The sequence below is a fragment of the Sulfitobacter sp. 1A15258 genome (assembly GCF_043557045.1).
Taxonomy (GTDB): domain Bacteria; phylum Pseudomonadota; class Alphaproteobacteria; order Rhodobacterales; family Rhodobacteraceae; genus Sulfitobacter; species Sulfitobacter faviae.
Map to the genome: position 1 here is coordinate 1 of NZ_JBIFFK010000015.1, position 25,333 is coordinate 25,333.

The 25,333-nt window shown below is 53.6% G+C and carries 17 protein-coding genes; 9 read left to right on the forward strand and 8 right to left on the reverse strand.

Translation table 11 applies throughout. The features are described 5' to 3' along the window. Nucleotides 1–663, forward strand: a 663-nt coding sequence (istB, locus tag ACGYK9_RS18465) for an IS21-like element helper ATPase IstB (protein WP_394414066.1), incomplete at its 5' end; no start/stop codon positions are given. Nucleotides 664–829: 166 nt separating this feature from the next. On the opposite strand, the gene ACGYK9_RS18470 is transcribed toward istB, so the two are convergent. The 4 genes from ACGYK9_RS18470 to ACGYK9_RS18485 form a co-directional block, all read right to left on the reverse strand. Continuing rightward, nucleotides 830–2,317: a glycosyltransferase family 4 protein gene (locus ACGYK9_RS18470; RefSeq protein WP_394422664.1), complete on the reverse strand. Its 1,488-nt coding sequence runs from the start codon at nt 2,315–2,317 to the stop codon at nt 830–832. Between the two features lie 267 nt (nt 2,318–2,584). Further along, on the reverse strand, nt 2,585–2,917 hold the full coding sequence (locus ACGYK9_RS18475) for a hypothetical protein (protein WP_394414060.1): 333 nt from the start codon (nt 2,915–2,917) through the stop codon (nt 2,585–2,587). 384 nt (nt 2,918–3,301) lie between these two features. Continuing rightward, entirely contained in the window at nt 3,302–4,687 is a 1,386-nt protein-coding gene (locus ACGYK9_RS18480; protein ID WP_394414057.1) for a glycosyltransferase family 4 protein, read from the reverse strand. A 114-nt stretch (nt 4,688–4,801) separates the two neighbouring features. Then, on the reverse strand, nt 4,802–6,574 hold the full coding sequence (locus tag ACGYK9_RS18485) for an ABC transporter ATP-binding protein (RefSeq protein ID WP_394414054.1): 1,773 nt from the start codon (nt 6,572–6,574) through the stop codon (nt 4,802–4,804). 674 nt (nt 6,575–7,248) lie between these two features. On the opposite strand from ACGYK9_RS18485, the gene ACGYK9_RS18490 reads away from it, so the two are divergent. After that, entirely contained in the window at nt 7,249–10,506 is a 3,258-nt protein-coding gene (locus tag ACGYK9_RS18490) for a glycosyltransferase (protein ID WP_394414051.1), read from the forward strand. 487 nt (nt 10,507–10,993) lie between these two features. Continuing rightward, complete coding sequence (locus tag ACGYK9_RS18495; protein ID WP_394414048.1) at nt 10,994–12,442, forward strand: mannose-1-phosphate guanylyltransferase/mannose-6-phosphate isomerase; 1,449 nt, start codon at nt 10,994–10,996, stop codon at nt 12,440–12,442. 809 nt (nt 12,443–13,251) lie between these two features. Here the strand turns inward: ACGYK9_RS18495 and ACGYK9_RS18500 are convergent. Next, nucleotides 13,252–14,607: a PLP-dependent aminotransferase family protein gene (locus ACGYK9_RS18500; RefSeq protein WP_394414045.1), complete on the reverse strand. Its 1,356-nt coding sequence runs from the start codon at nt 14,605–14,607 to the stop codon at nt 13,252–13,254. Nucleotides 14,608–14,729: 122 nt separating this feature from the next. Between ACGYK9_RS18500 and ACGYK9_RS18505 the strand changes: the two genes are divergently transcribed. The 4 genes from ACGYK9_RS18505 (at nt 14,730) to ACGYK9_RS18520 (ending at nt 19,003) form a co-directional block, all read left to right on the forward strand. Beyond that, complete coding sequence (locus tag ACGYK9_RS18505) at nt 14,730–16,025, forward strand: hydroxymethylglutaryl-CoA reductase, degradative (RefSeq protein WP_394414042.1); 1,296 nt, start codon at nt 14,730–14,732, stop codon at nt 16,023–16,025. 39 nt (nt 16,026–16,064) lie between these two features. Further along, entirely contained in the window at nt 16,065–17,120 is a 1,056-nt protein-coding gene (gene dctP / locus ACGYK9_RS18510) for a TRAP transporter substrate-binding protein DctP (protein ID WP_394414039.1), read from the forward strand. Nucleotides 17,121–17,192: 72 nt separating this feature from the next. Continuing rightward, nucleotides 17,193–17,681, forward strand: coding sequence for a TRAP transporter small permease subunit (locus tag ACGYK9_RS18515; protein WP_168613360.1), 489 nt, complete (start codon nt 17,193–17,195; stop codon nt 17,679–17,681). Further along, complete coding sequence (locus ACGYK9_RS18520) at nt 17,681–19,003, forward strand: TRAP transporter large permease subunit (RefSeq protein WP_394414035.1); 1,323 nt, start codon at nt 17,681–17,683, stop codon at nt 19,001–19,003. Before ACGYK9_RS18515 ends, ACGYK9_RS18520 begins: the two co-directional genes overlap by 1 nt. A 73-nt stretch (nt 19,004–19,076) precedes the next feature. Here ACGYK9_RS18520 and ACGYK9_RS18525 read toward each other — a convergent pair whose 3' ends face one another. Further along, nucleotides 19,077–19,391 (reverse strand): hypothetical protein, encoded by a 315-nt coding sequence (locus ACGYK9_RS18525; protein WP_394414031.1) that lies wholly within the window; start codon nt 19,389–19,391, stop codon nt 19,077–19,079. A gap of 632 nt (nt 19,392–20,023) precedes the next feature. Continuing rightward, nucleotides 20,024–20,368, reverse strand: coding sequence for a transposase (locus ACGYK9_RS18530; protein WP_394414028.1), 345 nt, complete (start codon nt 20,366–20,368; stop codon nt 20,024–20,026). A 493-nt stretch (nt 20,369–20,861) separates the two neighbouring features. Here ACGYK9_RS18530 and ACGYK9_RS18535 point away from each other — a divergent pair, with 493 nt between their 5' ends. Further along, nucleotides 20,862–22,952, forward strand: coding sequence for a YecA family protein (locus ACGYK9_RS18535; protein ID WP_394422667.1), 2,091 nt, complete (start codon nt 20,862–20,864; stop codon nt 22,950–22,952). Here ACGYK9_RS18535 and ACGYK9_RS18540 read toward each other — a convergent pair. Continuing rightward, a complete protein-coding gene (locus ACGYK9_RS18540; RefSeq protein WP_394414022.1) occupies nt 22,932–23,102 on the reverse strand; it encodes a type II toxin-antitoxin system Phd/YefM family antitoxin in 171 nt (56 codons plus the stop codon). The genes ACGYK9_RS18535 and ACGYK9_RS18540 overlap by 21 nt on opposite strands. Nucleotides 23,103–23,314: 212 nt before the next feature. On the opposite strand from ACGYK9_RS18540, the gene ggt reads away from it, so the two are divergent. Then, a complete protein-coding gene (ggt, locus tag ACGYK9_RS18545) occupies nt 23,315–25,039 on the forward strand; it encodes a gamma-glutamyltransferase (protein ID WP_394414019.1) in 1,725 nt (574 codons plus the stop codon). Nucleotides 25,040–25,333: the final 294 nt, after the last annotated feature.

The window sequence follows — 25,333 nt, forward strand, 5'->3', positions numbered from 1 at the left end:
CTGTCCGCGCGCAAGCCACCAAGTCTGACCACAGCGATAAAGCAACTGATCGACGCGGAAACCGTAGAGCGGCGGGTGCGTTCCATCCAGTATCAAATGCGCATCGCGAAGTTCCCCCATCATAAGGACTTCGCCACCTTCGATTACGGCGCGGCCGCGGTGAGTAAGGCCCAGATCGAACCCTTCTGCTCGGGTCAGTTCACCGAAGAGGCGCACAACCTCATCTTGGTCGGCGGAACCGGGACAGGCAAAACGCACATCGCCATCGCGCTTGGAACCACATTGATCAACAACGGCAAGAAGGTCCGCTTCTTCAACGCGGTCGATCTGATCAATGCTCTGATCAAGGAACAGGCCGACGGCAATGCCGGGAAGATCATCCGGCAGCTGTCGGCTCTGGATTGCGTCATCATCGACGAGTTGGGCTACATCCCGTTCCCGAAATCCGGCGGCGCGTTGCTGTTCCACCTGATCAGCAAACTCTACGAGAAAACCAGCGTCATCATCACCACCAACTTGGAGTTCGGGGAATGGGTCGCTGTCTTCGGTGATGCCAAGATGACAACTGCGCTCTTGGATCGCGTCACGCACCACTGTGCCATCATCGAAACGGGCAACACGTCATATCGCTTCGCTCAGAGCAAAAGTCGCAGAGAAAAATAGCCGCGTCGCAAGCAAAGCCCCCAGACGGACTCGCTATATGAGGGCGGTCCGCCTGGGGGCTTTGGCACCCAATAGGCGGGTCAAAATCAAACGCTGAAACCGGGTCACTTTTAAACGCTCATTGACACCGTTGGCGCGAAGAGCTTGGCCCGCGCACCCCCTTTTGCTAGGGGGCTGTCACACGCTCTTTTTGGTCTTCTGCAACGTTCGTATCGGACTGGGGCCCGGAGGTGAGTGCCGCTACAAAGTCCGCGGTTACGTCGCCCCAATCGCGCAGGCGCGTGGCGGCAATTTTGGCTTCCAGTGCTTCGCGGCGTTCGGGTTCGGCAATCAACTTACGGCAGGCTTCATAGATGCTGTCGATTGAGCTGGCATCGCAATATTCTACCATATCACCCCCCACTTCAGGCATTGAGGAGTTGGCCGCAACCACGCCAGTCTTGCCAAACGACAGGCCTTCCCCAATCGGCAACCCCCAGCCTTCGTAGAAGCTGACCATGGCGGTGAACACGCAAGTCTCATAAAGGAACGCCAACTCCGTATCGCTGGGGCGTTCGGCAAACTGCACCCATCCTCCTAGGTTTCCGGTAGCACGCATGAGCTGATTGAAGTCATCATTGTACCAGCCAGGCTTGCCTGCAAAAACCAACTTGGGCAGCTCCAGATCAACTTCTTCGCTCAATCGCTTCCAGACCTGCGCCAGTCTCCAGATATTCTTGCGCGACTCCATCGTGCCGACCACCAGAACAAAAGGTACTTTGGACAGATTGAGGACCTCTCGTCTCACCATCCTCGAGCGGTCCACGCGGCCCTTGTAGGTCCCGGCCGGCGCCATCTTCGCCACAGGCTCCGCAACGTCGAAGCTTTGGGCGAGAGGGATGGTCTGAATAGGACGGGTGACGCCCACTTCCTCCATAAAGGCTGCCAGATCACGCGCGGTGTTCTTTGAATTGGCAAAATAATAGCTGCAATACCCAGTAGAACTCTTCAGCCAGTGATAGAACTCTTGGCTGAAGTCACCAGCAATGTGCTCGGGGGTAATCAGCGGGATCAGATCATGCACCAGCTGCGTGATTTTCATACCAAAGCGATCGTTCAGTTCTTGGAAGCAGCCATCGATACCATCGATGGACCAGGTGGCGCCCAGGACCACCAAATGGTCACCCTTTTGCGCAATCTGCGAGACTAATATCCGCTCCAGATCAGCTGCTTTGGTCTCTTCTGCCTCTTGCGGCTCGCCTGCGCGGTGGCTGAGCCATTCTGCAATGCTTGAACCGTGCTTTGCAAAATAGGCCTCATTCCCCCGCAGGGCGTAGTAACTGCGGCGCAAATAATGGAACCGATATTTGAGAGGGTGGTTGCGATAGCGCTCAAGGGTCGGCGCGGTCGCGCTGCGGGCCCGCGCCCCGCGGCCGAAGAAAACAGTGCAAAAGAAATCTGTATCGAACTCATCCATCTTTGCTACGAAGTCAGAAGCGATCGAGACATATTCGCGCCGCGCCCGGTTCCAGTAGGAGAGCCGCACAGCTTCCGTGCCGTGCAGATCGACCATGCGCTTGATGATTTCGAAAGAGACCCGTTGAATGCCCGAAACCGAGGTTTCCCTCTCAACATACAGCATAATGTCCGTGACATCGAAAAAATAAGTCTTCATCGGTTCCGTTCTTCGTTCGCGCAGAGGTTCATCCTGCGTCATCTACATTTGGCGGCTTAATGCACTGGGTACTATTTGATCTTAAGTATAATGTTTCTCAACGCTTGGTAATCCCCCATGTTTGCGGGGGCTTGGTTGTAGAAGCTACGCGGCCCTCTTCAGTTTCTGTGCTTGCGTCATCTCGTCGTTACCCATGTTCGGGCGCTCGTTATTGTAGGATCAAAGCAATCTTCCGTGACTGTCTACAGTCAAACCAGAGGCAGATCTTTAGCCATCGGTATTGTTTGCCAAATCATATTCCCTCCAACCAAAAAATCCGGAAAGCGTACCCAAAATAAGAGACGCTGACCCCCAGAAAGCCATATCGGGGAAGTCATTTGAGATAGAAAAGGCCAGGAAGGCAGCAACCGCAAAAGTAAGTCCCCCGAGGCAGGGGAGCTTGAAGGTAAGGGCTCCGGCCACAAACACTAAGATTGCAGCGGCAATGCCAACAGAGTTTGCCTGTGTAAGCTCTTCTCGGGTTTCCTCATTGAAAACCATGAACTGAAGCATCACCAGGATACTCAAGCCTATCCCGATTGCGCCTAATGAAAGCTTCATAAGGGTACCTTTTCGGCAATCTCGAACAAACCTGAAGCTTGAAAGCAGGCAACAGGTTACATGCAGGGTCTCTCGTAGCTGGTAGGGTGCCTTTTCGCGTGGAGGTTTGCAACCTGGGCCTTAAGAGGGGCTCGTTCGTCAGTGTAGCGGTTCTTGCTGCAAATTTTGATTGTAGGGCACGATAATAACCGTTCATAACCCAGATTTTATTTAACGATTATATTCATCTATATCGCGTTTCTACCTGCTAACCTTCGCACTACGCCTCTTTCGCATTCGCTTGCCAGTCCGGACCACAGGTCAGTCTGCAGCCCGCTCCTTTGCCGATGGATATAGGTCAACTTCTCTCTGAGGCGGGACCTCGAGGAGACCCGATGTCCAATGTTACCGAAGCGCCTGCATGAACTCTTCAGCGACATCGTCCCATGTCCGAAGTTTTGCTTGCGCGATACGCTTCTCAAGAGCTGTGCGGCGTGTCGTATCAACAATCAAAGCCTTACAGGCTGTTGCAATGCTATCCACATTCAATGGATCACAATACTCGACCAGTTCCCCGCCCACTTCTGGCATCGAGGTGGACTTTGCTACGACCGCAGTTTTCCCCATAGAGAGGCTTTCTCCTATAGGGAGTCCCCACCCCTCATAGAGGCTGACCATAGCGGTGAAAAGGCAGCCCTCATAAAGAGCTGCTAGTTCTACATCAGATGGTCGGTTAACAAACTCGATCATACCATCAAGGCTATTTGTTTTCTTTATAAAGTCGGTGAAGTCTTGGCTCTGCCAGTTATGCTTTCCTGCGAAAATCAGCTTTGGTGTGGTGACGGTTTCATCTGCGTACAAGTGCTGCCAGGCTATGGCCAACCGCAACAGATTCTTGCGATCTTCTAGGGTGCCAACAACTAAGACAAATGGGTGCTTGAGTATTTTGCGGACTTGGTCGCTAAGGGCGCCTTCATCAGCCTTTTGGGGTCGATGAAACTGCTGAGCCAAAGGCACCACTTCCACCGGTCTCGGCGTACCTTGTTCTTCGAAATAGCTTTGAAGGTCACTACGAGTATGGCGGGAGTTAGCTACGTAGCTTGTGCAATAATTGGTGGAATTTTTTAGCCAGTTGTCAAACTTATGGGAAAAGCCGCCATTCAGATGCTTCTGAGCGAGAATAGGAATGAGATCATGCACAAAGATGGTGACGTCAATCTGCTTATCGTTCTTTAGGCGTTCCAGCTCTTTTGCCAGTTTTCTTAGACCGAACACGGCGCCCAAGATAACCACCCGGTCACCAGGTTGTGCAAAATCACCCACAAGTTGCCCTTTTGGCTGTGGCGGGAAGGGAGTTACCTCATGATTGCGTCGAGTCGCATGGTAACCCTTCCATTCTGCGATCGAGCTTCCTTTTTTAAAGAAGTGCGCCTCATCGCCAATCGCTGCTTTATAGTGCCGAACAAGTGAATAAGCCCAGTATTTTAAAGGCCGCAAACGATACCGCCCGAGCGTCGGGGCTGTTTGCTCCATTCGACGCGCTTTTGAGCCAAAGAACAGATGGCTGAGCCGATCAGTGTCAAAATCGGGTATATCTGTGAGGTGAGAGGCTGGCAGTGCGATGTAACGGTTATCAAGCGTCCAAAATGAGATCATAATGTTCTCGAGGTCAGTTTGCTCCGCGATGCGCTTAATCAAAGCGAGGGACACCCGTTGAATCCCCGAAATTGAAGATTCTGTACGCACATAGCTCAGAATGTCAGAAATGTCGAAAAAGTAAGTCGGGGCCACCGTTGTTCGCCTTTGTGAGATCTAGGTGCAATCTTTCGCGTATGGGCTTAGGGCTCGAAGTTTCCCAGGAAAGTTTCCGCCATAGGCTAAGTGCTTTTCTCCTAGGAGCTGGCGTCACCCATAGCTATTGCGTTGAGCGGTAAACATAGCGGCGTAGAGCCCATCAAGCGCCATCAGTTCACTATGGGACCCTTTCTCTACGACGGACCCTTCATCCAGCACATAAATCATATCGGCATGAGTGACGGTAGACAGCCTGTGCGCGACAATTATGGTGGTCTTATCCACCGCCAACGCATCAATAGCACCGCGGACTTTTTCTTCTGTGCGCTGGTCAAGGGCGGACGTGGCTTCATCGAGCAGCAAAATGGGCGCGGAGCGTAGGAAAGCGCGCGCGAGAGCAATACGTTGCTTTTGCCCACCTGAGAGTTGCGAGCCTTTCGGCCCCAAGGGAGCATCCCCGCGGCTTCGCATCAACGTGTCGATACCCACCAGCTCAGCGGCTTGCCAAATCTCTTCTTCGGTCGCTTCTGGCCGCACATAGCGAATATTTTCGTAGATTGAGTTGTTGAAGATGACGATGTCTTGAGCCACTACAGAGAATGACTGCCGTAGTTTATCAATCCGCAGTTGGTCAACGCGATCCTCTCCAATCTTAACTGCGCCTTTGCTGACATCATAAAGACGCGCAATTAGGCTTAGTACTGTGGTCTTTCCTGATCCCGTGGCCCCAACGATTGCGGTGATCTTGCCGCCTTCAAAAGTCATGTTTGCCCCTTCGAAGAGGGGCTGGTCTTCTTTGTAGGAGAAAGAGACATCTTCCAAAACGATGTCAGCACGAGGGTCAAAGGTTTCTTTTGCGTCGGGGGCATTGGTGATCGTTGGCCGCTCCCGATAAAGCGCTTGCAAGCTGTCCAAGATGATCAAGCTAGCCTGCAGGCTCACAAAAAAAGTAGTCATGCGCCGCGCAGGGTCGAAAATCAGCGCCATGCCCACCATGAAAGCGATGATGGACGCGCCGTCCATGTCAAAGCCGGGGTTGAGCGCCATGTAGCCCCCCACGCCAATGATCAGAACGTAAATTATGGCCGCCAGAATATCGACTGATGGGCTCATCAAGGCCTGTACTGCCTGAAGACGAATTGTCAGACGCCGGATTTCTGTCGTGGCTTTGTTCAGGCGCATCCGCTCCACGGGTTCTTGGTTGGAAATCTTGACCGTGCGCATGCCGTTGCTCATCTCTTCGATGCCAGACATGTAGTCGCCCATGGCATTCTCAGCACTCGCTTGCACTTCTTTCACACCGTGGGAAATGTGGCGCACAAGAATGGTAACTGTGGGCATGACGAGAATGACTAGGAGGAACAGCAAAGGGTTCTTCCAAGTCAGGTAACCCGAGACAATAACCACAGTGACCGCATCGCGCGCGGCATTGACGGTCGTTTGCCCAATGAACCCACTGAGATCTTGGGCTTGATTGACCAGCCGCAAAATAATCTCTCCGGATTTCGTGCGTTCAAAATATGCCAAATCAAGTGTCATCATGTGATCAATCAGATCACGACGTATCTTGTAGACCGCATCGCTGGCCAACCAGGTCGACAATCGAGGCACGGTGTAAGACATGATCGCTCGTACCGCAAAGATACCCATAACCATGGCGCAGACACCAACTAGGCCTCCGACCGAACCGTTGTCAAAGATGACACGCAAACCATCTTCGGTCAGTCGGATGAACTGCTGATAGGCCACCCCCTGTATTACGATCATCCCCATGACCAGACCAAGCCAAGGCGTCTTCTGCTTGAAGTAACCGTGCCAGAACCACCCGATATTCTTTTTGTCCTGCTCTGAGAATAAGGGGCGTCGGTTCTTTTTCCGTAGCATTTTTAATAACCTGACCATGGGTGTGAAGTCTCGTTCTTTGGCGGGTACGGGCTCTCTATAAGAGAGTAGGGGCAAAGTGTATCCCTGAACCACCACCTACGCGCCAAAGCCCTGTCTTGCGCAAAGAAGGCCTGAAATGGCAACATATGTGTCTCGGCGCCCCCCTCCTCCTCAAAGCCCTTGTCTGAACGCAAGCACAGAAACCTTCTATGACGGTTTCATATCCTGCAGAAACGTAGGGATAAGACACTTGATAGGCCGTTGGTCATAAGGCACAAGCGATGGGTGATAAGTCTAGTCTGGGGTCCATAAAGCACGTGCTTAAGGCTATCCCTAAGCCTCCTTGGCCAGCCCAAGGTGTCCGGTCGAAATGGAGGCCCGTTCATATAGGATAGAACGCGGTAATCGCACGCGTTCCTTCCGCAATACCCCAGCTAAAGCGCGTGTTGAGAGTAATGGTCGCTAGCGCTTCGATCAGCATCGCCATGACCCGCTGGATGCCCGTAAGTTGCGCAAATCAATAGCATCGATAATTACCTTTGCCATATATATGTTTAGGCGCCATGGTTAGGGTGTACTGGTAAATACTGTTGACAGCCTGTTTGCCGCTTAGCGAGTAAGGAACCCCTCTACTGTCTTAGCGGGAAAGAGCGAAGCTAGAATAGAGGGCCTTTATGGACCGAGAACTCTTCTATCGTGATTTTGAAGAGGCCTTTCGAGGACCGCGTGAAGAAATTATCGCCCGTTTGGACTTTTATGCGCCTTTTGCCCGATCCTTACGGGAGCTCCCGCAGATTCCGCAAGCGGCCTTTGATATGGGCTGCGGGCGGGGTGAATGGTTGGAAGCCTTGGGAAGTTGGGGGTTCACGGCACAGGGCGTCGATCTGGATCAAGGCATGCTATCGGAGGCCCGCGACCTCGGTCTCGACGTCACCTGCGCTGACGCGCTCGAAACACTATCCACGTTACCTGATAATAGCCAAGCTATCATATCGGCCTTCCATCTCGTCGAGCACATACCTCAAGATATGTTGCTCACTCTTTTGGAGGGCTCAGTTCGGGCGCTTGCCCCAGGCGGCATTCTAATCATTGAAACCCCCAATCCAGAAGCGATCGGCGTAGCAACGCTGACATTTCACAACGATGCAACGCATCAAAGCCCCATCCCCCCTGAGGTCCTGAAGTTTCTCTTCGGGTATCATGGGTTCAAGCCGGTAGGGCGGTTCCGTTTGAACGGCCCAGAGGTTGTCGAGACCCCAGGCTTGCAAGATGTGCTTTATGGAGCCGCCCCAGATTATGTCGTCATTGGCCAAAAGCCTGGCGATAAAGGCGCGACGGAGGCTTTGTCCCAAGCTTTTTCTGTCAAAGCTGGCGCTTCAAGCGAAGACCTCGCGCAAGCTTTTGACCAAAAACAACAAGAACATCGAGCCGAGCTCCAACAGCAGGCGAAAGAACTAAAACAGCAGGCGGAGCGCATCACGGAGCTGTATGATCAACTCAATCAGCTACGCAATCAAACTAGCACGATGCAAGACGATATTACCCTACTGCACCGGCTCAAGAAAACCAAATTCATGCAGAGGTCACGCAAGCTGCGTAAACTCTCTGCCCGGATAAAACGAAAGAAGCGTGTACCCCCTTTAAGTTGGCAACTGGAGGGGCCATTCGACAGCTCTTATTCTTTAGCGCTGGTTAACCGTGAGTTGGCCCGAGCTTTAAAGCGTGCTGGACAGAGAGTCTGTTTAGTATCCGCAGAAGGACCAGGAACCTTTGAGCCAGACAAAAGCTTTTTATCGGAAGCGCCGGACATAGCTGCAATGTTTGGGCGATTTAGGACTATGCTTGGAGGCTATAAGGATGCAGATGTGGTCACGCGCAATATGTATCCTCCCCGCGTTGATGATCTACCCAAAGGTTCCTTAGAAAACCCTATTCTTGGCGGCCTGCATTGCTACGCGTGGGAAGAAACCGGTTTTCCCGTAGAGTACGTTGATCACTTTAACGAACATTTGCGGTTCATGACTGTGACCTCTGCGCATGTGCAAAGAATAATGGTCGATAACGGAGTGTGTGTGCCAGCCTATGTCGTTGGAAATGGCGTAGATCACTTGCCGTTGGATGTGGAGCTTGAACAAGTACCCATTTTACCGCGTCGAATTAAGAATGCCCAACGGGTATTTATTCATGTGTCCTCTTGCTTCCCACGCAAAGGTGCTGATGTTCTTCTCAAGGCTTGGGCGGCCGCTTTTGGAGATCGCGAAGATGTGGCGCTGATCATTAAGACCTTCGAGAATCCACATAATGACATTGCCGCCCAGATTGCCTCCACATCAGGTTTATCACAAGTTCACCTGATCTCAGATGACCTGTCCGCCATAGAGATGGCCGCGCTCATAGCTTCGGCCCATATCGCAGTACTGCCAAGCCGAGCTGAGGGCTTTGGTCTCCCCGTCGCAGAAGCCTTGATGGCAGGATGCAGGGTAATAACCACCGGGTGGAGCGGCCAAACAATCTTCAAAGGCTGTCCGCTCCTACGCTTCATTGATTACGATCTGGTGGCGGCAGATAGCCATCTAGGAGCCGGCGACAGTCTTTGGGCAGAGCCAGATCTGCCTGATTTGGTCAATGCGCTAAACGAAGCTACTGAGGCAGCTTTGCCCACCTCTGCAGAGCAACAAGAGGCGCGCGATTGGTTGCTTGACCGGTTCACGTGGGATGCTGTCGCGCAACGCAGTATTGCGGCTGTCAGACATGCCGCCGCCAATCCGATAGCTTCGCCCCGCATCGGTTGGATCAGTACATTCAACACGCGCTGCGGGATTGCGACATATTCAGAGCATCTGCTCGATCACATGCCTAATGATGATATTATTGTCTTAGCTCCGGATAGTGACAGCACCGTCCAACCTGATGAGAGCCTGCCTTATCCGGTAGTAAGATGCTGGAGTGAAGGGCAAGATGATCTGGAACGCCTTACAGCTCAAATTAATGCAGCGAACCCTGATGTTCTCGTTGTACAGTTCAATTACGCGTTTTTCGAGATGTCTCAATTGGGTGGCCTTTTGGATGCACAACGCACCGCGGGCCGTCGCGTGGTGGTCATGCTCCATGGCAGCAATGATGCGCGCGCACCTGCGGACCGCCAATTGCGGCAAATCACTTCGGCACTTCAGGGGTGCGACCGCCTTTTGGTACACACCTTGTCTGATATGTCACGGCTGCGAGATATGGGGATTGCAGAGAATGTAACTTTGGTCCCTCACGGTATTCTGGCACCCGTCAAACCAGAAGCTCTGCCAGCCCGCACAGGGCCGATTGTCTTGGGCAGCTATGGCTTCTTTCTCCCAGGGAAAGGTTTGGTTGATTTGATCGATGTTGTCGCCATATTGCGCAGGCGGGGCTATGATGTCGAGTTGCGCATGATCAACGCCGAATACCCTCAGCCAATCTCACGAGCCGAAATTGAGCTCGCACAGAGCCGTGTTTCCGATCATCAGATAGAGAGCGCAGTTCATATCAACACTGAGTTTACGAGCGACACAGTGGCCATGGCGGCATTGCAAGACTGTGACCTTATCGTGTTTCCCTATCAATCCAGCGCGGAATCTGCTTCCGGCGCAGTGCGCTATGGACTAGCGAGCGGGCGTCCGGTGGCCGTAACGCCCTTGGAAATTTTTTCAGATGTTGCAGACATTACTCTGACCCTGCCGGGCTGTTCAGTTAGTGATATGGCAAAGGGAATCGAAAGCTGGTTAGACGACTTGCGTTCGGGACCTGGCGGCATTCCGAACAGCGCTATTGCAGAGGTGCAAAAGCGGGGCGCCGATTGGTGTGCGGCACGGTCTTACATACGTACAGGCGCACGTCTTTCAGGAATGTTAACTGCATTACACAACACACCGCCAACCTCTCTTTTCGACGTAGGTGGTTGAGAACCAACGAAAGTCCTAGGTACTACTTGGAAAATAAATCAAGCAAGATTGTGCAGAGCGCCACGGCCCACAGGAATATGGAGATGGCTATAGCGAATCGCCGACCTCGCTTTGATCTCACCAGTATATTGGATATCCTATTTAACATACGACTTTTTAAGAATTTATTCTGGTGTTATTAATCAAGATGAATGATAGTGTTTGGTGCTGTGCTCGGTCAATAAAATCCTTTGCGCGATTGGCGTAAGGGCCTCCAAATGACCGTTGCCGTATTCTGCGTAAAAACAGATGGGCGACAGAACTCACCTATTGCAGTCGCCACGCGAGCCGAAAATTTCAGCTTTACTGCCATACGTCCACAAGGGCCGCGTCATTCTCATATGCCAGCTTCCAACTAAGAACCCATTATAAAACTGAACTTGGCTTGTGGCCTCTGGCAAGGCAGGCTGCTATTGCTGTCGATAGTATTTATACCAAGGAACGATAGATGACCCACATCGTGCACCCCATTTTGCTGTGCGGCGGCTCTGGCACCCGGCTTTGGCCGCTCTCTCGCAAGAGTTATCCCAAGCAGTTTGCTAAACTAATGGGGACATACAGCCTGTTTCAAAGCTCTGCACAGCGCATGATGGGGCAAGGCTTTGCGCCGCCAGTTCTTCTAACGGGATCAGACTTTCGCTTCGTCGTAACTGAACAACTTGCGGCGGTAGAGATCTCCCCTGCAGAGATCCTGATTGAACCAGAAGGCAAAAATACCGCGCCGGCGATTCTGGCCGCCGCTTTGTGTCTGGCAGAGCGCGCTCCAGAAGCGCTGATGCTAGTCGCTCCTTCAGACCATGTTATTCCAGATGCGGATGCATTCCGCACCGCGGTGCAAGCCGCTACACCTGCGGCACAAGCAGGTCAGATGGTTACGTTCGGTATATACCCTGACCGCGCAGAGACAGGCTATGGTTGGCTAGAGGTCGACGGCGCATTAGCACAGGAGTTGGATGCTACACCTCAGCCATTAAAGCGCTTCGTCGAAAAGCCAGATAAACCCACCGCAAAAGCCATGCTTGCCGATGGGCAGCATCTATGGAACGCCGGGATATTCCTCTTCTCTGTAAAGACCATTATCGCCGCTTTCGAAGCGCATGCGCCCGAGATGTTGATGCATGTACGCGCAGCCGTACAAGATGCAGAGAAGGACCTTGGCTTTACGCGCCTAGCGCCAGATGCTTGGGCCCAAGTTGAGAACATTTCCATTGATTATGCCGTGATGGAAAAGGCTAACAATCTTAGTGTTATGCCCTATTCGGGAGCCTGGTCGGATTTAGGGGGGTGGGATGCCGTTTGGCGCGAATCCGAACCGGATGAAGCAGGTGTGGCGACGTCAAATTCTGCAACCGCAATCGATTGTCATGATACATTGCTGCGGGCAGAGGACCCAAGCCAGCACCTTGTCGGCATTGGCTTGCAAGACATCATTGCAGTTGCCATGCCCGATGCAGTGCTGGTCGCTCACAAAGACCGCGCGCAGGACGTAAAAGAGGCTGTTGCAGCACTCAAAAAGAAAGGGGCTGCCCAAGCCGAAACTCTGCCACGGGACTATCGGCCGTGGGGGTGGTTCGAAAGTTTGGTCTCAGGATCGCGCTTCCAGGTCAAACGTATTGTGGTGCATCCAGGTGCGGCACTGTCATTGCAAAGCCACCATCACCGTTCTGAGCATTGGATTGTTGTCGAAGGTACCGCAAGAGTTACGGTCGGCGAGGATGTGCAGCTGGTGAGTGAAAACCAGTCCGTCTACATTCCCCTCGGCACGGTCCATCGTATGGAGAACCCGGGAAAAATTCCCATGGTGCTCATCGAAGTCCAGACAGGCAGCTATGTCGGCGAAGATGATATCATTCGCTACGAAGACGTTTATGCCCGCGGCCAGGGAGCTAAGGGCTAGCGACGCACCCACGAAGTGACCACGTTATAATCAGAAACAACCCAAGGCGCCCTTATGAAGCGACTGATTTGCATACCTTTTTTGCTTCTCTCTGCTTGCAGCCCAGCACCGAGCAAAGAGCTTCCAATGCACTATGACCCCACCACTGGTGAGATGCGGCCTTGTGCTCATATTGGCATGCTAGGAGACTGCAAACACTTCATGTGAGGCTAGCTTAGGTGCGTGCGAAAGGGGGCGCCCTTCGAACTCATCTTTGCCTACCGAGACAACAATTTTCCCACAAGCCAAAGCGCGTACAAACTGCCCTTGGATTTGAATATACTTGCTGACAAGGATGGTGCGGATCATCGCAGGCCTCAAACTTTAAAAGGATGAGTTTCAAGTATAGAAGATAGCCCGGCATGCGTAAAGCTTCTACGAATGGATGGCTGCACAACGCCATGCTGCCTGCCAAAGTCATTGCAGCAGTAGCAGCGCGCGTACTTACTGCTTAGTGAGCTAGGGCAGGGACACTCCTCAGCGGCACATTAAGGCCCCGGAAACGGCCACTTGTCGCCCCATTCCTGGACAACAATCGAAGGCATAGAACAGGGATTGGAGCGACAAATGACACATCATTCAAAAATCGATCTTTTTCATATGATTGGGTACAGCCTGATCGCCGCAGTGGTTGTTGGCGTGACGCTATATACCTGAGAACCCGTTCTTGGCCGAAAAGCAGAGAGTATGGTGTGAGACAGCCAGCCTACAGCAGCATAAGCAGTCTTGATGAAGAAAAGGTCGGTATATAGCCCCGAGCTTCTTCGAAGCTACTGACCAATCTGCTTTGCCAGGAAACGCAGGAACCGAGGGTCACTGGCGCGCGTGATATTGAGCCTGATGCCAGCATTCCCACTACTTTCCCGGGCGGAAAAGAAAGTAGACGGGGCCAAGAAAATATCCTCGGTGGCAGCCCTGCGAGCGAGTTCAGTATCGCTCACTCCCTCAGGCAACTCCAGCCAAGCGTAATAGCCTTGCCCTGGTTCAAACTTGCACCGCAAGTTCAGGTCAGCCAAATCACTTTGCAACTTGTCCAAAGCGTCCTGCAATCTTCCTGCTAGTCGGTTGAGGTGACGGGCATAGCGCCGGCTCCGGATCGCTTCCGCAATGATCATCTCGGACATCCGCGAAGAGTTAACGGTCGTGATCATTTTCAGCTCAGCGAGTTCTTCGGCAATGCTGCGCGGGGCCGCGATATAGCCGGTTCGGAATGAAGCAGAAAGGGTCTTCGAAAATGTACCAACAAAGATTACCCGGTCAAAGCCATCAAGCGCCGCAAGCCTTACTCCTTTTGGGTTTGGTAGATCGATGAAAGGATCATCATCCACAACCATGAACCCCAAAGCTTCAGCCAGCTTTAAAACACCATGTGCTGTCATTAGGCTCATTGAAGTGCCCGTCGGGTTCTGAGCTAAGGATTGCGTGAAAAAGAGTTTGGGCCGATGCTGCTCAGCCAAGTTGCGCAGCTGTTCAAGATCCGGCCCCTCAGCACCACGCGGAACCCCAATATAGCTCACTTGAGCGAGACGCAGCTTTGCGAACAAAGGGTAGTACCCAGGGTCATCCACCAAGACCGTATCGCCAGCTTTCAGGTAGCGTCGCACAATCAGGTCCAAACCGTGGTTCGCGCCAAATGTCGTGACGATTTGGTTCGCATCAAGCGCAATACCATCGGCATAGTGATGCGCTGCAATCAAAGATCGGAGCGGCTGATACCCCATGTGAGAGCCGTATCCCGATGTGTCGCTGTCTTGATCCGGTAATTGGCGCATAGGAATGCCAGCCATCCACGAAGCGGGGGGGCGACCATCGCCAACCCGAACTGCATAGTTCTGGTCAAGCTGCGCGCGCAGCAGCGAGATGCTGTCAACCGCTTCGATCAAATGACGCGGCGCCTCGTCCTCTCGCAAGGTTTGATGTTGGCTTGCGACGGTAAATCCGGCCCCTTGTCGAGCTGTTATAAGACCGCGCGCGACCAGCCTATCATACGCCTCGACTATAGTGTTCTTGGACACAGCGTGAGCTTGCGCCGCCACTCGGATAGAGGGAAGCCGTTCGCCCACCTTCAAGTCATCATTAACAATGCAGTCGGTAAGGCTCTTTACGATGGTATCGATTTTGTTCATCGCAATCCCCACTGTACCACTAAAAGTACCAGTACAGTCTGCCGCTGTTTTCCGCAATTGTCTCTATAAACCTCATACCCCTTCTGCCTATGCTCCGCTCCGAATAAGGGGGGATATTCTATATGGTTGACGGCACTACCGTGCAGATCAATTCACGGCTTGAAAACCTGCGCAATCTTGAGCCGCAGGCGCGGCTTGACCTACTAGCGAAGACCGTCGATCTGACCGCCACCGATCAGACGGCACTGGCAGGGCGCGATGTTTTGCCCATGTCGACTGCGAACGGCATGATTGAAAATGTGATCGGGAAGTTTGAACTCCCACTTGGCGTTGCCTCCAACTTTACGATCAACGATAAGGACTACCTGATCCCGATGGCCGTCGAAGAGCCATCTGTCGTGGCTGCGGCTTCCTATATGGCTAAAATTGCACGTGGCTGCGGCGGTTTTCACGCCTCTTCTGATCGACCCGTAATGCGCGCGCAGATACAAGTGGTTGGCCTGACCGACCCAACCGGAGCTCGCCATCGGCTGCTTGCTGCAGAAACCGAACTGCGCGAGATGTGTAATGCGCGAGATGAGGTTCTGGTATCGCTTGGCGGCGGTTGCATTGGGATCGAAGTTCATGTGTTTGAGAGCACAGCTGTCGGACCCATGGCCGTCCTCCATATTCTAGTCGATGTGCGCGATGCGATGGGAGCAAACGCCGTCAATTCGATGGCCGAAACGATCGCGCCACGGGTCGCGGAAATTACTGGTGGACATACCCGCTTGCGTATTTTGTCCAACCTGGCGGATCGTCGTCTGGCGCGGGCACATGTCACCTTAACCCCCGAAGCCATGACTACAAAGGCAATGGACGGGCATGAGGTGATTACCGGTATGATCGAGGCTTATGCACTGGCCCAGATCGATCCGTACCGCGCAGCGACCCACAATAAGGGGATCATGAACGGAATCGACCCTGTGGTCGTTGCCACTGGCAACGACTGGCGTGCGATTGAAGCAGGAGCCCACGCCTGGTCTGCGCACAAAGGGAGCTATACCTCGTTGACTACGTGGGAGCGTGGTAAAGATGGCTCTCTCACAGGTACAATTGAGATGCCTATGGCGCTTGGTCTGGTTGGGGGAGCAACCAAAACGCATCCGGCAGCACAAGCGGCGCTTCGCATTCTAAACGTGGAAACAGCCCAAGAACTTGCAGAAGTCACAGTCGCCGTAGGGTTGGCCCAAAACATGGCCGCACTGCGTGCTCTGGCGACAGAGGGTATCCAGAAGGGACATATGGCGCTGCACGCGCGTAATATCGCCATTCTGGCAGGCGCCACAGGGCCGCAGATTGAAGCGGTGGCCAAAGTCATTGCGGGAGAGGGGCACGTGAGTGTCCAAGCAGCGAAGAAAGTATTGTCTGAGCTTTAGGACGACATACAGCATTCAGGTTTTTAGGGAGGATAACCAATGAAAGATAATCTCAATAATAGTGCGACGCGTCGGCATTTTTTGCGTGGAGCCGCAGCTACAAGCTTGGCTGCTCCGGCAGTCGTCGCGGCAAGCTCAGTCCGTGCTCAAGGTACGATCGAGTGGCGGATGCAGGCCCTTTGGGGCGGTGGCACCACACCAATGCTTTATGAAGAAAAGTTCTGCGATCGGGTGCGCGAACTGACTGGCGGAAGCCTTAGCATTACGCCTTTTGCAGGAGGGCAAATTGTACCGGCAGCACAGGCTTTCGACGCTGTGCGCGGCGGTGCATTTCAGCTGATGAAGACCTTTGATGGCTACACTGCCGGCAAGATCCCGGCACATGGATTTTCCTCTACTGTCCCTTTCGGCTTCCCCGAAGCTGACCAATACGAGGCATGGTTTTATGAACGTGGAGGCATGGAGCTTGCGGCCCAATCCTATGCACCCGCCGGCCTTACTTATGTAGCCCCAACAGTCTACGGTGAAGAGCCACTGCATTCGAAAGTCGAAATCCGCAAGATGGCGGATATGGAGGGGCTGAAAGGTCGCTTTGTGGGCTTGGCTGCGGCTGTCATGGCCGATTTTGGTGTTGCGGTGTCTCCGCTGCCCACGTCCGAAGTCTATTCCGCCCTTGATAAAGGTCTCATTGATTTTGCCGACCGCGGCGACATCAAAGCAAACTACGAAGAAGGTCTTCACGAAGTCGCAAAATACCTCATCCTACCGGGCATCCATCAGCCATCCACCGCAACTTGCTATGTGGCCAATACAGCGGCCTACGGGCAGTTGGACGATCAGCAACGAGCCGCCCTAGCTGTGGCCGCGCGCGAAGTATCTGGCGCGCTGCGCCAAAACATTATCGTGGACAACGCTGAATACCTTGCGAAGTTTGAGGATGCCGGCGTCGAAATCATCACCCTTGACCCCGAAGATGTCGCTCAAGCGCGCAGCAAGGCTGTAGCCTCTTGGGAGAAAGCGACTAAGGGAGATGCACTTGCCACAGAGATGATGGAAAGCCAAAAACAGCTTCTCTCGGATTTGCGCCTCCTCTAATCCTAAGGATAGCCACAGAACGGCCCGAGCCCGCGAGCATCGGGCCGTTTTTTGTAACGAAGAGAGGTGCCAATGCTTCGCGCGGCTCAAGCTATTACCACGTTCAATCGCTGGACATTTGAGACCACAAAATGGCTGGTCTACGTCATCGCAGCGCTCATGCTGTTCGAAGTCATCTCCCGCTACTCCTTTCACAACCCAACCAGTTGGGGGCCTGAGTTGGCCACTTTGCTGTTTGGCCCGTTTTTCCTTCTTGGCGGGCCTTACTTACTCCACATCGGAGGTCATGTGGCCGTTGATATTCTCTCGGCTACGGCGCGAGGCAGGTTGCGCACCATTCTCGCTGTTGCAGCCGCTTTACTTGCGCTCATTTTCGGCGTGATCTTGGTGCGGTTCAGTCTGCCACTAGCATGGCAGGCGTTTGAATACGGGGAGACCAGTTACTCCGCATGGAACCCTGTGGTCTGGCCCGCCAAGATGGTTCTCCCGCTGGCAGGGTTACTTCTTATCTTGCAGTCACTTGCCGAAGTGGTCTTCGCTATCAAAGTGAGGACCGCCTGATGGAAAGTAGTTTTGTCCTAGTCGGGATGTTTGCCTCGCTTATCGTGCTGATGCTCAGCGGCGCGGGCCTTGCCTTTGTCTTAGGTGGCATTGCTTTCTTAGCGACCGCTACCTTGTGGGGACCCAGTGCGCTGATCGTTACGGTCCTCAACACCTTCGAGACAATGACATCGGAAGCGCTCATGGCAATCCCGCTGTACGTTTTGATGGCGGCGATATTGCAAAAATCACGGATCATCGACGACCTCTATACTGCTATGGAAACATGGTTTGGTGGGGTCTCAGGTGGTTTGGCGATTGGTACCGTGGTCATCTGCACAATTATGGCCGCAATGACGGGCGTGGTTGGTGCAGCAGTTGCCGCAATGGGCATTCTTGCGCTGCCTTCTATGCTATCGCGCGGGTACCATCCCCCATTGGCATTGGGGGCGATCTGCGCAGGCGGCACATTGGGCATCTTGATCCCACCATCAGTTGTTACAATTGTCTACGCGATCACCGCACAGATCTCGATCGGTCAGATGTTCATTGCAGGGATTATACCCGGTCTTATTCTTGCGGTGGGGTATTGTAGCTACATTTGGCTGCGCGTGACGTTAAACCCGAAGCTTGCTCCTAAGCCGAGGGAAGAAACCACCATACCGCTCTCGCAAAAGATCGCTTCTCTAAGGCATCTGGCTTTGCCCGCGTTCGTGATCCTGTCTGTTTTGGGCTCAATTTATGCAGGGATTGCAACGCCGACCGAAGCGGCCGCGGTCGGTGTTCTCGGCGCGCTGCTTTCTGCGATCTTCTCTGGCCGCCTTCAGTTGTCGAGCCTAAATGCGGCGGCAACAGACACGCTGCGCGTCACAGCAATGATTTTATGGATCACTTTGGGGGCGAAGGCATTCATCTCAGTGTTTGTAGCGACTGGCGGTGCCGACAGCGTTTTGAGCTTTGTCGAAAGTTTGAATGCTTCTCGCTATGTGGTTTTGTTAGCGATGCTGTTGGTCTTGATATTCTTAGGGCTCTTTCTGGATGAGATCGGCATCATTCTGCTATGCGTTCCAGTATTCGTGCCAATCATCAAAACGCTGGGGTTTGACCCCCTTTGGTTTGGCGTTTTGTTTATGGTGACCGCCCAAATGGCCTATATCACACCGCCCTTCGGCTATACGCTATTCTATCTCAAAGGGGTGCTACCCAATGGAATTGGCATCGGTCAGGTATACCGCGGCGTGATCCCGTTTTTTCTTATTCAAGTCGTCGTCCTGATCCTCTTTGTCGCGTTTCCTGAGATTGTTACTTGGTTACCGGAACAGGCGGCTTCTCGCCTCAAGTGAACGGATAAGCAGGAGACGGTCCTGGGGGTCAAAGTGGGGCACATTTTTACCGCTTTGAAAGCGCCACTGACAGTTAGGCTGCCCCATCTTTGAGAGGGAGTGTTCCGGTGGGGTGGGCAACGAAGTCAAAATACGTGGCCGCAGGGTATTCAGAACGCAAGCCTTCGAGGAACTCGCGTGCCGCAGAGATGCTGCTAAAGGGGCGCTCTAGGAGCGGAACATAAACGCCTTCGTGAACATCTCCTTGCGAGATAGAGACCATAAAACTACCCCGCGCAGCTGCAGAGCAATACGCTTCATTCTGCGGACACAGATCAGCCAGCATGCTGGCTGGAGCAAGATCGACCCGAATATCTTGAGAGTAAAAATCTTTGATCTTCTCAAACATCAGGCGACACGTCATTGTTGGAGATACACTGTGACGTTAGGCAGATAGTGCCCTAGGAGCAAGGGGCGCCAGCGCCCAGCAACGTCGCCCCAAGCGGATCTGATCCAAGGCCTAACTTGACTCCTAAGCCGGAAAAAATCACTTCTTACCAAGGCAGTCTGAACCGGCTCACCGCCTATAAGTTTGGATTGTACAGAGAAGGCGCTAACAAGATCTCGTCAAAAAAATGTTGTTCGCGCCTTCTCGCTTTCTACTCTAGCGCGACAAAGCGCGCTGCACTTGGGCGTGAACATAATCTTGAGCTGCTTCGATCGGCGACCCGCCGCAGGATAGCTGTATAGCTTCTTGCGTCAGGAAGGAGAGCTGTTGCCGGCGTTTCTAGTTTCATATGGCCGCGGAGCTTTCCCCGTCGAGATCATCGAACTTTAACCTCGTTGGCCAGTCAGTTCGAACGATTTGATGGAACACAGAGAGCAAGGTATGAATTATTCACACCGCGTCGGAGAGTCCGTTAATGACCGTGAAAACTACACTCAGCTTTACTGATCGCCACCATGACTTCCTTAGGTCCAAGGTTGAGCAAGGGTATTTTGCTACGCAAAGCGCAGCTGTCGCTACTGCAATCGAACAGCTTATTGAAGACGAAGTTCATAGGGAGAATGCCCTAGAAGCCCGGCGGGCTCAAGGAAATCGGGCAGGTAGCTGCCCTTGCGCAGCTTCGGGATCTTCACGTCGACCCTTTCTGCACGCGTTTCCCAAGCTCGGGACCGGTATCCGTTGCGATGGTTCATGCGGTCGCTGCTGCGTTCGTGCGCACTGGCACCGCAGAGCTGGTCGACATCCAGCGCCATGAGGCGATCGGCGACGAACCCGAGCATCTCGGCAAGCAGGTTGCTGTCAGATTTCTCTGACAAAAGCGCACGCAGCGCTGCAGTATCTGATAAACTGTTCTGGTCATGGTAGTTCTCCTCGGTCATAGTTAGGTCCGCAAACCAAACCTTAGCCGAAGAACAACCATGGCCGCCAAGCGACCCGCACGGGCCTCGCTTCGCTATGCGAAGGCTCCGCTCAGCCCGCGCTACCCGCGGGAGTTACACCAACTGTTGGGACACTGCTCAAAAGGGGGACCCGACCGATTGATGGCGACGGCAAATTCCCAAGAAGATCAAATAGTGGACCGGGTCAGTGGGGCAGGCGAGGAGGGCAGAGCCTTGAGATCGCACAACTACGATTTCACCGCTGAGCGAATTGCTATGACGGGTTTTAGTAAAGAGATTGCACGACAGGTGACCTGCTACTTAAGGTGTGCGCAATAAGACCCGCGAATTCCGAAGGAGGCTTTCGACGCAGATCACGTGGTCAAGCATAATCTCACGAACCCTTGTGAAAAGCTAGCACCTAGGATTCCACAAGCCCGTGGGTGGTGCGCACTTTATCCGACCCGCTGTTCTGGCTAAAATGATTGGCATGATGTCGAACATATTCCACGCTTGTATGATTGACCGTCCCCATTTGAACGATGACCGTTTCGGCGCTCGGTGGGCTGAGGCGTGGTCGCATCCGGTCGCTCGCAGTGCCAGCGCTGTGACGAACCTGCTTGAGCAACTCGACAAAGAGCCAGAATTGCCTGATGATATATTAGGGCTTTTCAGCGGTGTACTGGATGCCATGCGCATGAACCGGGAAAACCGTGAAAAGGACGCAGCGGCAATTTTCGCATTGGTTGATACATGGCTGGATGCAAGAGCGGCTGCAGGAGCTCTGAATAACGCACAAAAAATGTCGTTTTGTCAGTGCTTTATCCGCGCCGGCCTAGTGCCTCCGGATACGATCCGGATCAATCCGGTCGACTCAGGGTCAAAACTGGGCATGGGCGCCGTCGACATTCCCGACATTGAAACCCTGATAAACGATCTTATCCCCGATAATGTCATGGGCTATCCAGCCTATATGGCCTTGTGTGAAGCCATCGGAGCGATGCCGCGTGACGCGGTATCTTTCTTCGTCACACAAATGATCGCACAGGCGGGGCCTAAGCAGGTGTCAATCGGGCGATTCTTTTTGCTCGACCCTATAGCTGAACGGCGCAGGGCTGCTGCCGAGGGCTTTGTCGAGTTGGCGCATGCGGGCGCTATTGATGCAGCTGTGCTGTCCGACCTTATCCGATTGCGTAAATGGGTGCCGGATGAAAAAACCAAAGCCACACTTGGTTTAGCGGTCAAAGAAGCGCTACGGCGGGAAGCCGAGGGCGGGGCAATTCCGGGACCTTGGGCGGTTCACCGGCTCGTGACCACACTGCCAGACGGCACCGGCAGCCAGAGCATCATGGCCAGTGTCAGCCGCGGCAGCCGGAAGCGCATCACCACACTGCTCTTAAAGGCCGGTCACGGCATCAAAGATGCCTATGCCATCCCCTGTACCAGCGCCAGTGATCAACGCCGCACTTTTATGGAACTGGAAGAAGCAGTACCTGTGCAGGACGTCCCTATGGACTACCTGCCCAAAGCCGTGGCGGCCGCCCTTAGCGAAGGTCTGTCCCAAGGCCACCCGCCGGCGCCTGGGTTTTTGGAAGTGGCCGAAATGTTGGGTCTCTCTGACATAGCCCCATTTGAGTTTGGCGCGGTCCCTCTATTGGAAATCGCGGACCCCGACGCCCAATTAGCCGCACTATCTAAGAACAAGCGCGGGCGCTTGATTGCACAAAGCATCGAGTGGGTGCGCAACCATGAGATAACCTCAAGCTGGTTTGCAACCGATGAAACCCTGTCCACGAAACTCGACGAGGCTAAAACCGAGCGTCAGGCTGAACAGGCAGTGTGGGCACATTTGGAAACCCAGCGGGAGTTCTGGTCCTCGCTCTTTGCCAGAACCGCCGCAATCCAGCGGGCCGTAGGGTCTGAGGATTGGTTGACCTTCGCCGCCGTCGTGGACGGCCTGGTCAGCAATCGCGCGCTGAAACGCATTCCGATATTTGAAATGATCGCTGCATTAACCTTGGATATCGCCGAGCAGCGAAGTGGTAAGGCTCTTGCCGCGGAACAAGATTTTTCCGAGGGGCCCTTTGCCGATGATAACCTTGAACTCGGTATTGAGCCTGAGAAGGCAGGCGAACTGGGACGTCTGTTGCAAAAGACACCCCTCAGCCCGGATATGATCGATGGGTATCTCACCGCAGTGATCGTCGCCCCAAATTTTGTGACGCCAACCGATTGGCTGCCGCCTCTTTTAGGCGGGATCGACTTCCCCGGCGGCAATAAACTACAGCGCATACTCGATATCATTATGTTGCGCTATGGAGCGATTGAGATCGGCCTTTATGAGGAAGACATTGGGTCTGGCATTAGAAAACTGTCTGCGCGAAAATTCGAAGCGTGGCTCTCGGGATTTGCCCAAGCCAGTGATATTGCCGCGGCCTGGCCAAAGCGTGCGCTGTCCAAGGACGATAAAAAAATACTAGGTCTCATCAAGGGGGGAGGGCAGGGTGATCCTATTCAAGACACGCTAAAACCCCTGCTGCCAAGTTGGCTGGAAATATTGGCCTTAAAGGCGGCTGATGGCTAAGTGATTGACGGCGTTCCAAGTGTCCAAGGACACGACCACAACGGCCTCGCCCTTCTTGCGCGTCACGACAACTTCCTGCTTGTCGTGGATCGCTCGATCCATGACGCCGTTCAGTTGAGCTCGTGCGTCTGAGTAGGTCATAACATCCATGTCGACTCTCCTTTGCCCCTCTCTAGAACTGGTTTGGCAGATTAGCGAGGGTTTCACCCCTTCGCTCATAGCAGCTATCCTCACACCTTATGTGAGATACATATACGCGATCTGCGAAAGCCCATCAAAACAAGTAATCGAATAGTCAAGATTGCACTTATGAAGGGAAACAGCGAACCTCGGCCTACGCAAACGCAAATGGGAGGAATACGATGAAACTGTTTTTCACCGGCGCGCTATGTCTGACCCTGTCGGCAGCCCCCGCGCTTCACGCCCAAGAAGCCGCAATTTTTTCTGGGAATGACCGAGTGCATCCTGTCTATGCTGAGAACGGTATGGTCTCGGCGCAAGAAGCCGTGGCAGCCCAGATTGGTCTCGATATTCTCAAGGCTGGCGGCAATGCCGTTGACGCTGGCGTGGCCGTGGCATTCGCTTTGGCAGTAACCTTGCCCCGTGCGGGCAATATCGGCGGTGGCGGATTTATGATCGTCCATGACGCCGAAACCGGCGAGACCAAAGCGATCGATTACCGCGAAATGGCTCCAGCCTCTGCTGAGCGGGACATGTATCTCGACGCCGAAGGTAACGCCGACAGCGAGCTTTCTCGCTTCACCGGGCTGGCCGTTGGTGTGCCAGGTACCGTAGCGGGCATGCAAATGGCATTAGAAGAATATGGCAGCATGACGCTTGCTGAAGTGATCGAGCCTGCGATTGCTCTTGCACGCGATGGCATTGAGGTCACGCCCGGCCTTGCTGACAGCCTCAAGGGGCTTGAGGACAGGCTAAAGAAATGGCCTACTTCTGAGGGCATCTTCTACAAAGAAGGCGGCGGTTTCTATGAACCTGGCGAAACCCTTGTGCAAACAGACCTCGCAAATACCCTGCAGAAGATCGCTGATGAGGGGACGGACGGCTTTTACAAAGGCGAGACGGCGACAAAAATTGCCAACGCGGTGCAAGCTGCGGGCGGGCGTATCACAGTTGAGGATATGGCCAACTACAAGCCGGTCCTACGTGATCCAGTGCGTGGAACCTATCGTGGCTATGAGATCGTCTCAATGCCGCCGCCCAGTTCAGGAGGCGCGCATATCATTCAAATCCTCAACGTCCTTGAGGACTACCCGATCTCTTTCCTTGGTCACAACACAGCTGACACGATCCACCTTATGGCCGAAGCAATGAAGCGGGCCTATGCGGATCGTTCAGAATATCTGGGCGATAGTGATTTTGTGGATGTGCCTTTAGACGAAATCACCTCCAAAGCCTATGCCAAGGATATTCGCGGCAATATCAGCCTGAACGCGGCGACCCCATCGAGCAGCATCAAACCAGGAGATCTCGCGCCTTACGAGTCCGACCAGACCACGCATTTCTCGATCGTGGACAAGGATGGCAATGCTGTCTCCAATACTTATACGATCAACTTCTCCTATGGGTCTGGGATGGTTGCTGACGGCACCGGCATTCTCATGAACAACGAAATGGATGATTTTGCAGCCAAGCCCGGCGTGCCCAATGCCTATGGGTTGATCGGGGGGGATGCCAATGCGGTGGAGGGTGGTAAGCGGCCGCTTTCCTCTATGTCACCGACGATTGTGATGAAGGACGGTGAGGTCTTTATGGTGACCGGCTCGCCTGGCGGCTCACGTATCATCACCACCACGCTGCAGCTCATCATGAATGTCATCGATCACGGAATGAATATCGCCGAAGCCTCCTTCGCGCCGCGCATCCATCACCAGTGGCTACCCGATGAAATCCGGATTGAAGAAGGGATCAACCTCGATACGGTAGGACTTCTGGAACAGCGTGGTCATAAAGTTAGTGAAAAATCGGTAATGGGCTCAACCCAGTCGATCCTCGTGGACAAAGAGAGCGGCTATCTGTTTGGCGCATCAGATCCCCGGCGCGTCGATGCGGCTACCCTCGGACACTAACATCCCCAAAACAAACCCTGGCAGCTTTGATGGGGTTTGGTCCTCAAAAGCGCATTAACTAGCAAGAGCAACTGTTTGTGGTCCGGCGCCATCGACGGCGGAGTAAACTGACCCAGCAAACATATTTGCCCACGAGAGCGCGTGATAGCTTGTTCTCTTCGAGCATGATCCGGTTGCGGCCACAGGAAAATGTCAAATGCTCGCCGACATAGCGGCTCTCACGCACAACGCTTCCGCCAGCCGATCCGGCTCCACATTCAACGCCCGGCTCAGCCTTATAATGATAATTATGTA

What these genes read in the sequence shown, in the direction of transcription:
- ACGYK9_RS18470 (WP_394422664.1), bottom strand. Translation starts at nt 2,317, where the DNA reads ATGAAGACTTATTTTTTCGATGTCACGGACATTATGCTGTATGTTGAG.
- ACGYK9_RS18475 (WP_394414060.1), bottom strand. Translation starts at nt 2,917, where the DNA reads ATGAAGCTTTCATTAGGCGCAATCGGGATAGGCTTGAGTATCCTGGTG.
- ACGYK9_RS18485 (WP_394414054.1), bottom strand. Translation starts at nt 6,574, where the DNA reads ATGCTACGGAAAAAGAACCGACGCCCCTTATTCTCAGAGCAGGACAAA.
- ACGYK9_RS18490 (WP_394414051.1), top strand. Translation starts at nt 7,249, where the DNA reads ATGGACCGAGAACTCTTCTATCGTGATTTTGAAGAGGCCTTTCGAGGA.
- ACGYK9_RS18495 (WP_394414048.1), top strand. Translation starts at nt 10,994, where the DNA reads ATGACCCACATCGTGCACCCCATTTTGCTGTGCGGCGGCTCTGGCACC.
- ACGYK9_RS18500 (WP_394414045.1), bottom strand. Translation starts at nt 14,607, where the DNA reads ATGAACAAAATCGATACCATCGTAAAGAGCCTTACCGACTGCATTGTT.
- ACGYK9_RS18505 (WP_394414042.1), top strand. Translation starts at nt 14,730, where the DNA reads ATGGTTGACGGCACTACCGTGCAGATCAATTCACGGCTTGAAAACCTG.
- dctP (WP_394414039.1), top strand. Translation starts at nt 16,065, where the DNA reads ATGAAAGATAATCTCAATAATAGTGCGACGCGTCGGCATTTTTTGCGT.
- ACGYK9_RS18515 (WP_168613360.1), top strand. Translation starts at nt 17,193, where the DNA reads ATGCTTCGCGCGGCTCAAGCTATTACCACGTTCAATCGCTGGACATTT.
- ACGYK9_RS18520 (WP_394414035.1), top strand. Translation starts at nt 17,681, where the DNA reads ATGGAAAGTAGTTTTGTCCTAGTCGGGATGTTTGCCTCGCTTATCGTG.
- ACGYK9_RS18525 (WP_394414031.1), bottom strand. Translation starts at nt 19,391, where the DNA reads ATGTTTGAGAAGATCAAAGATTTTTACTCTCAAGATATTCGGGTCGAT.
- ACGYK9_RS18530 (WP_394414028.1), bottom strand. Translation starts at nt 20,368, where the DNA reads ATGACCGAGGAGAACTACCATGACCAGAACAGTTTATCAGATACTGCA.
- ACGYK9_RS18535 (WP_394422667.1), top strand. Translation starts at nt 20,862, where the DNA reads ATGTCGAACATATTCCACGCTTGTATGATTGACCGTCCCCATTTGAAC.
- ACGYK9_RS18540 (WP_394414022.1), bottom strand. Translation starts at nt 23,102, where the DNA reads ATGGATGTTATGACCTACTCAGACGCACGAGCTCAACTGAACGGCGTC.
- ggt (WP_394414019.1), top strand. Translation starts at nt 23,315, where the DNA reads ATGAAACTGTTTTTCACCGGCGCGCTATGTCTGACCCTGTCGGCAGCC.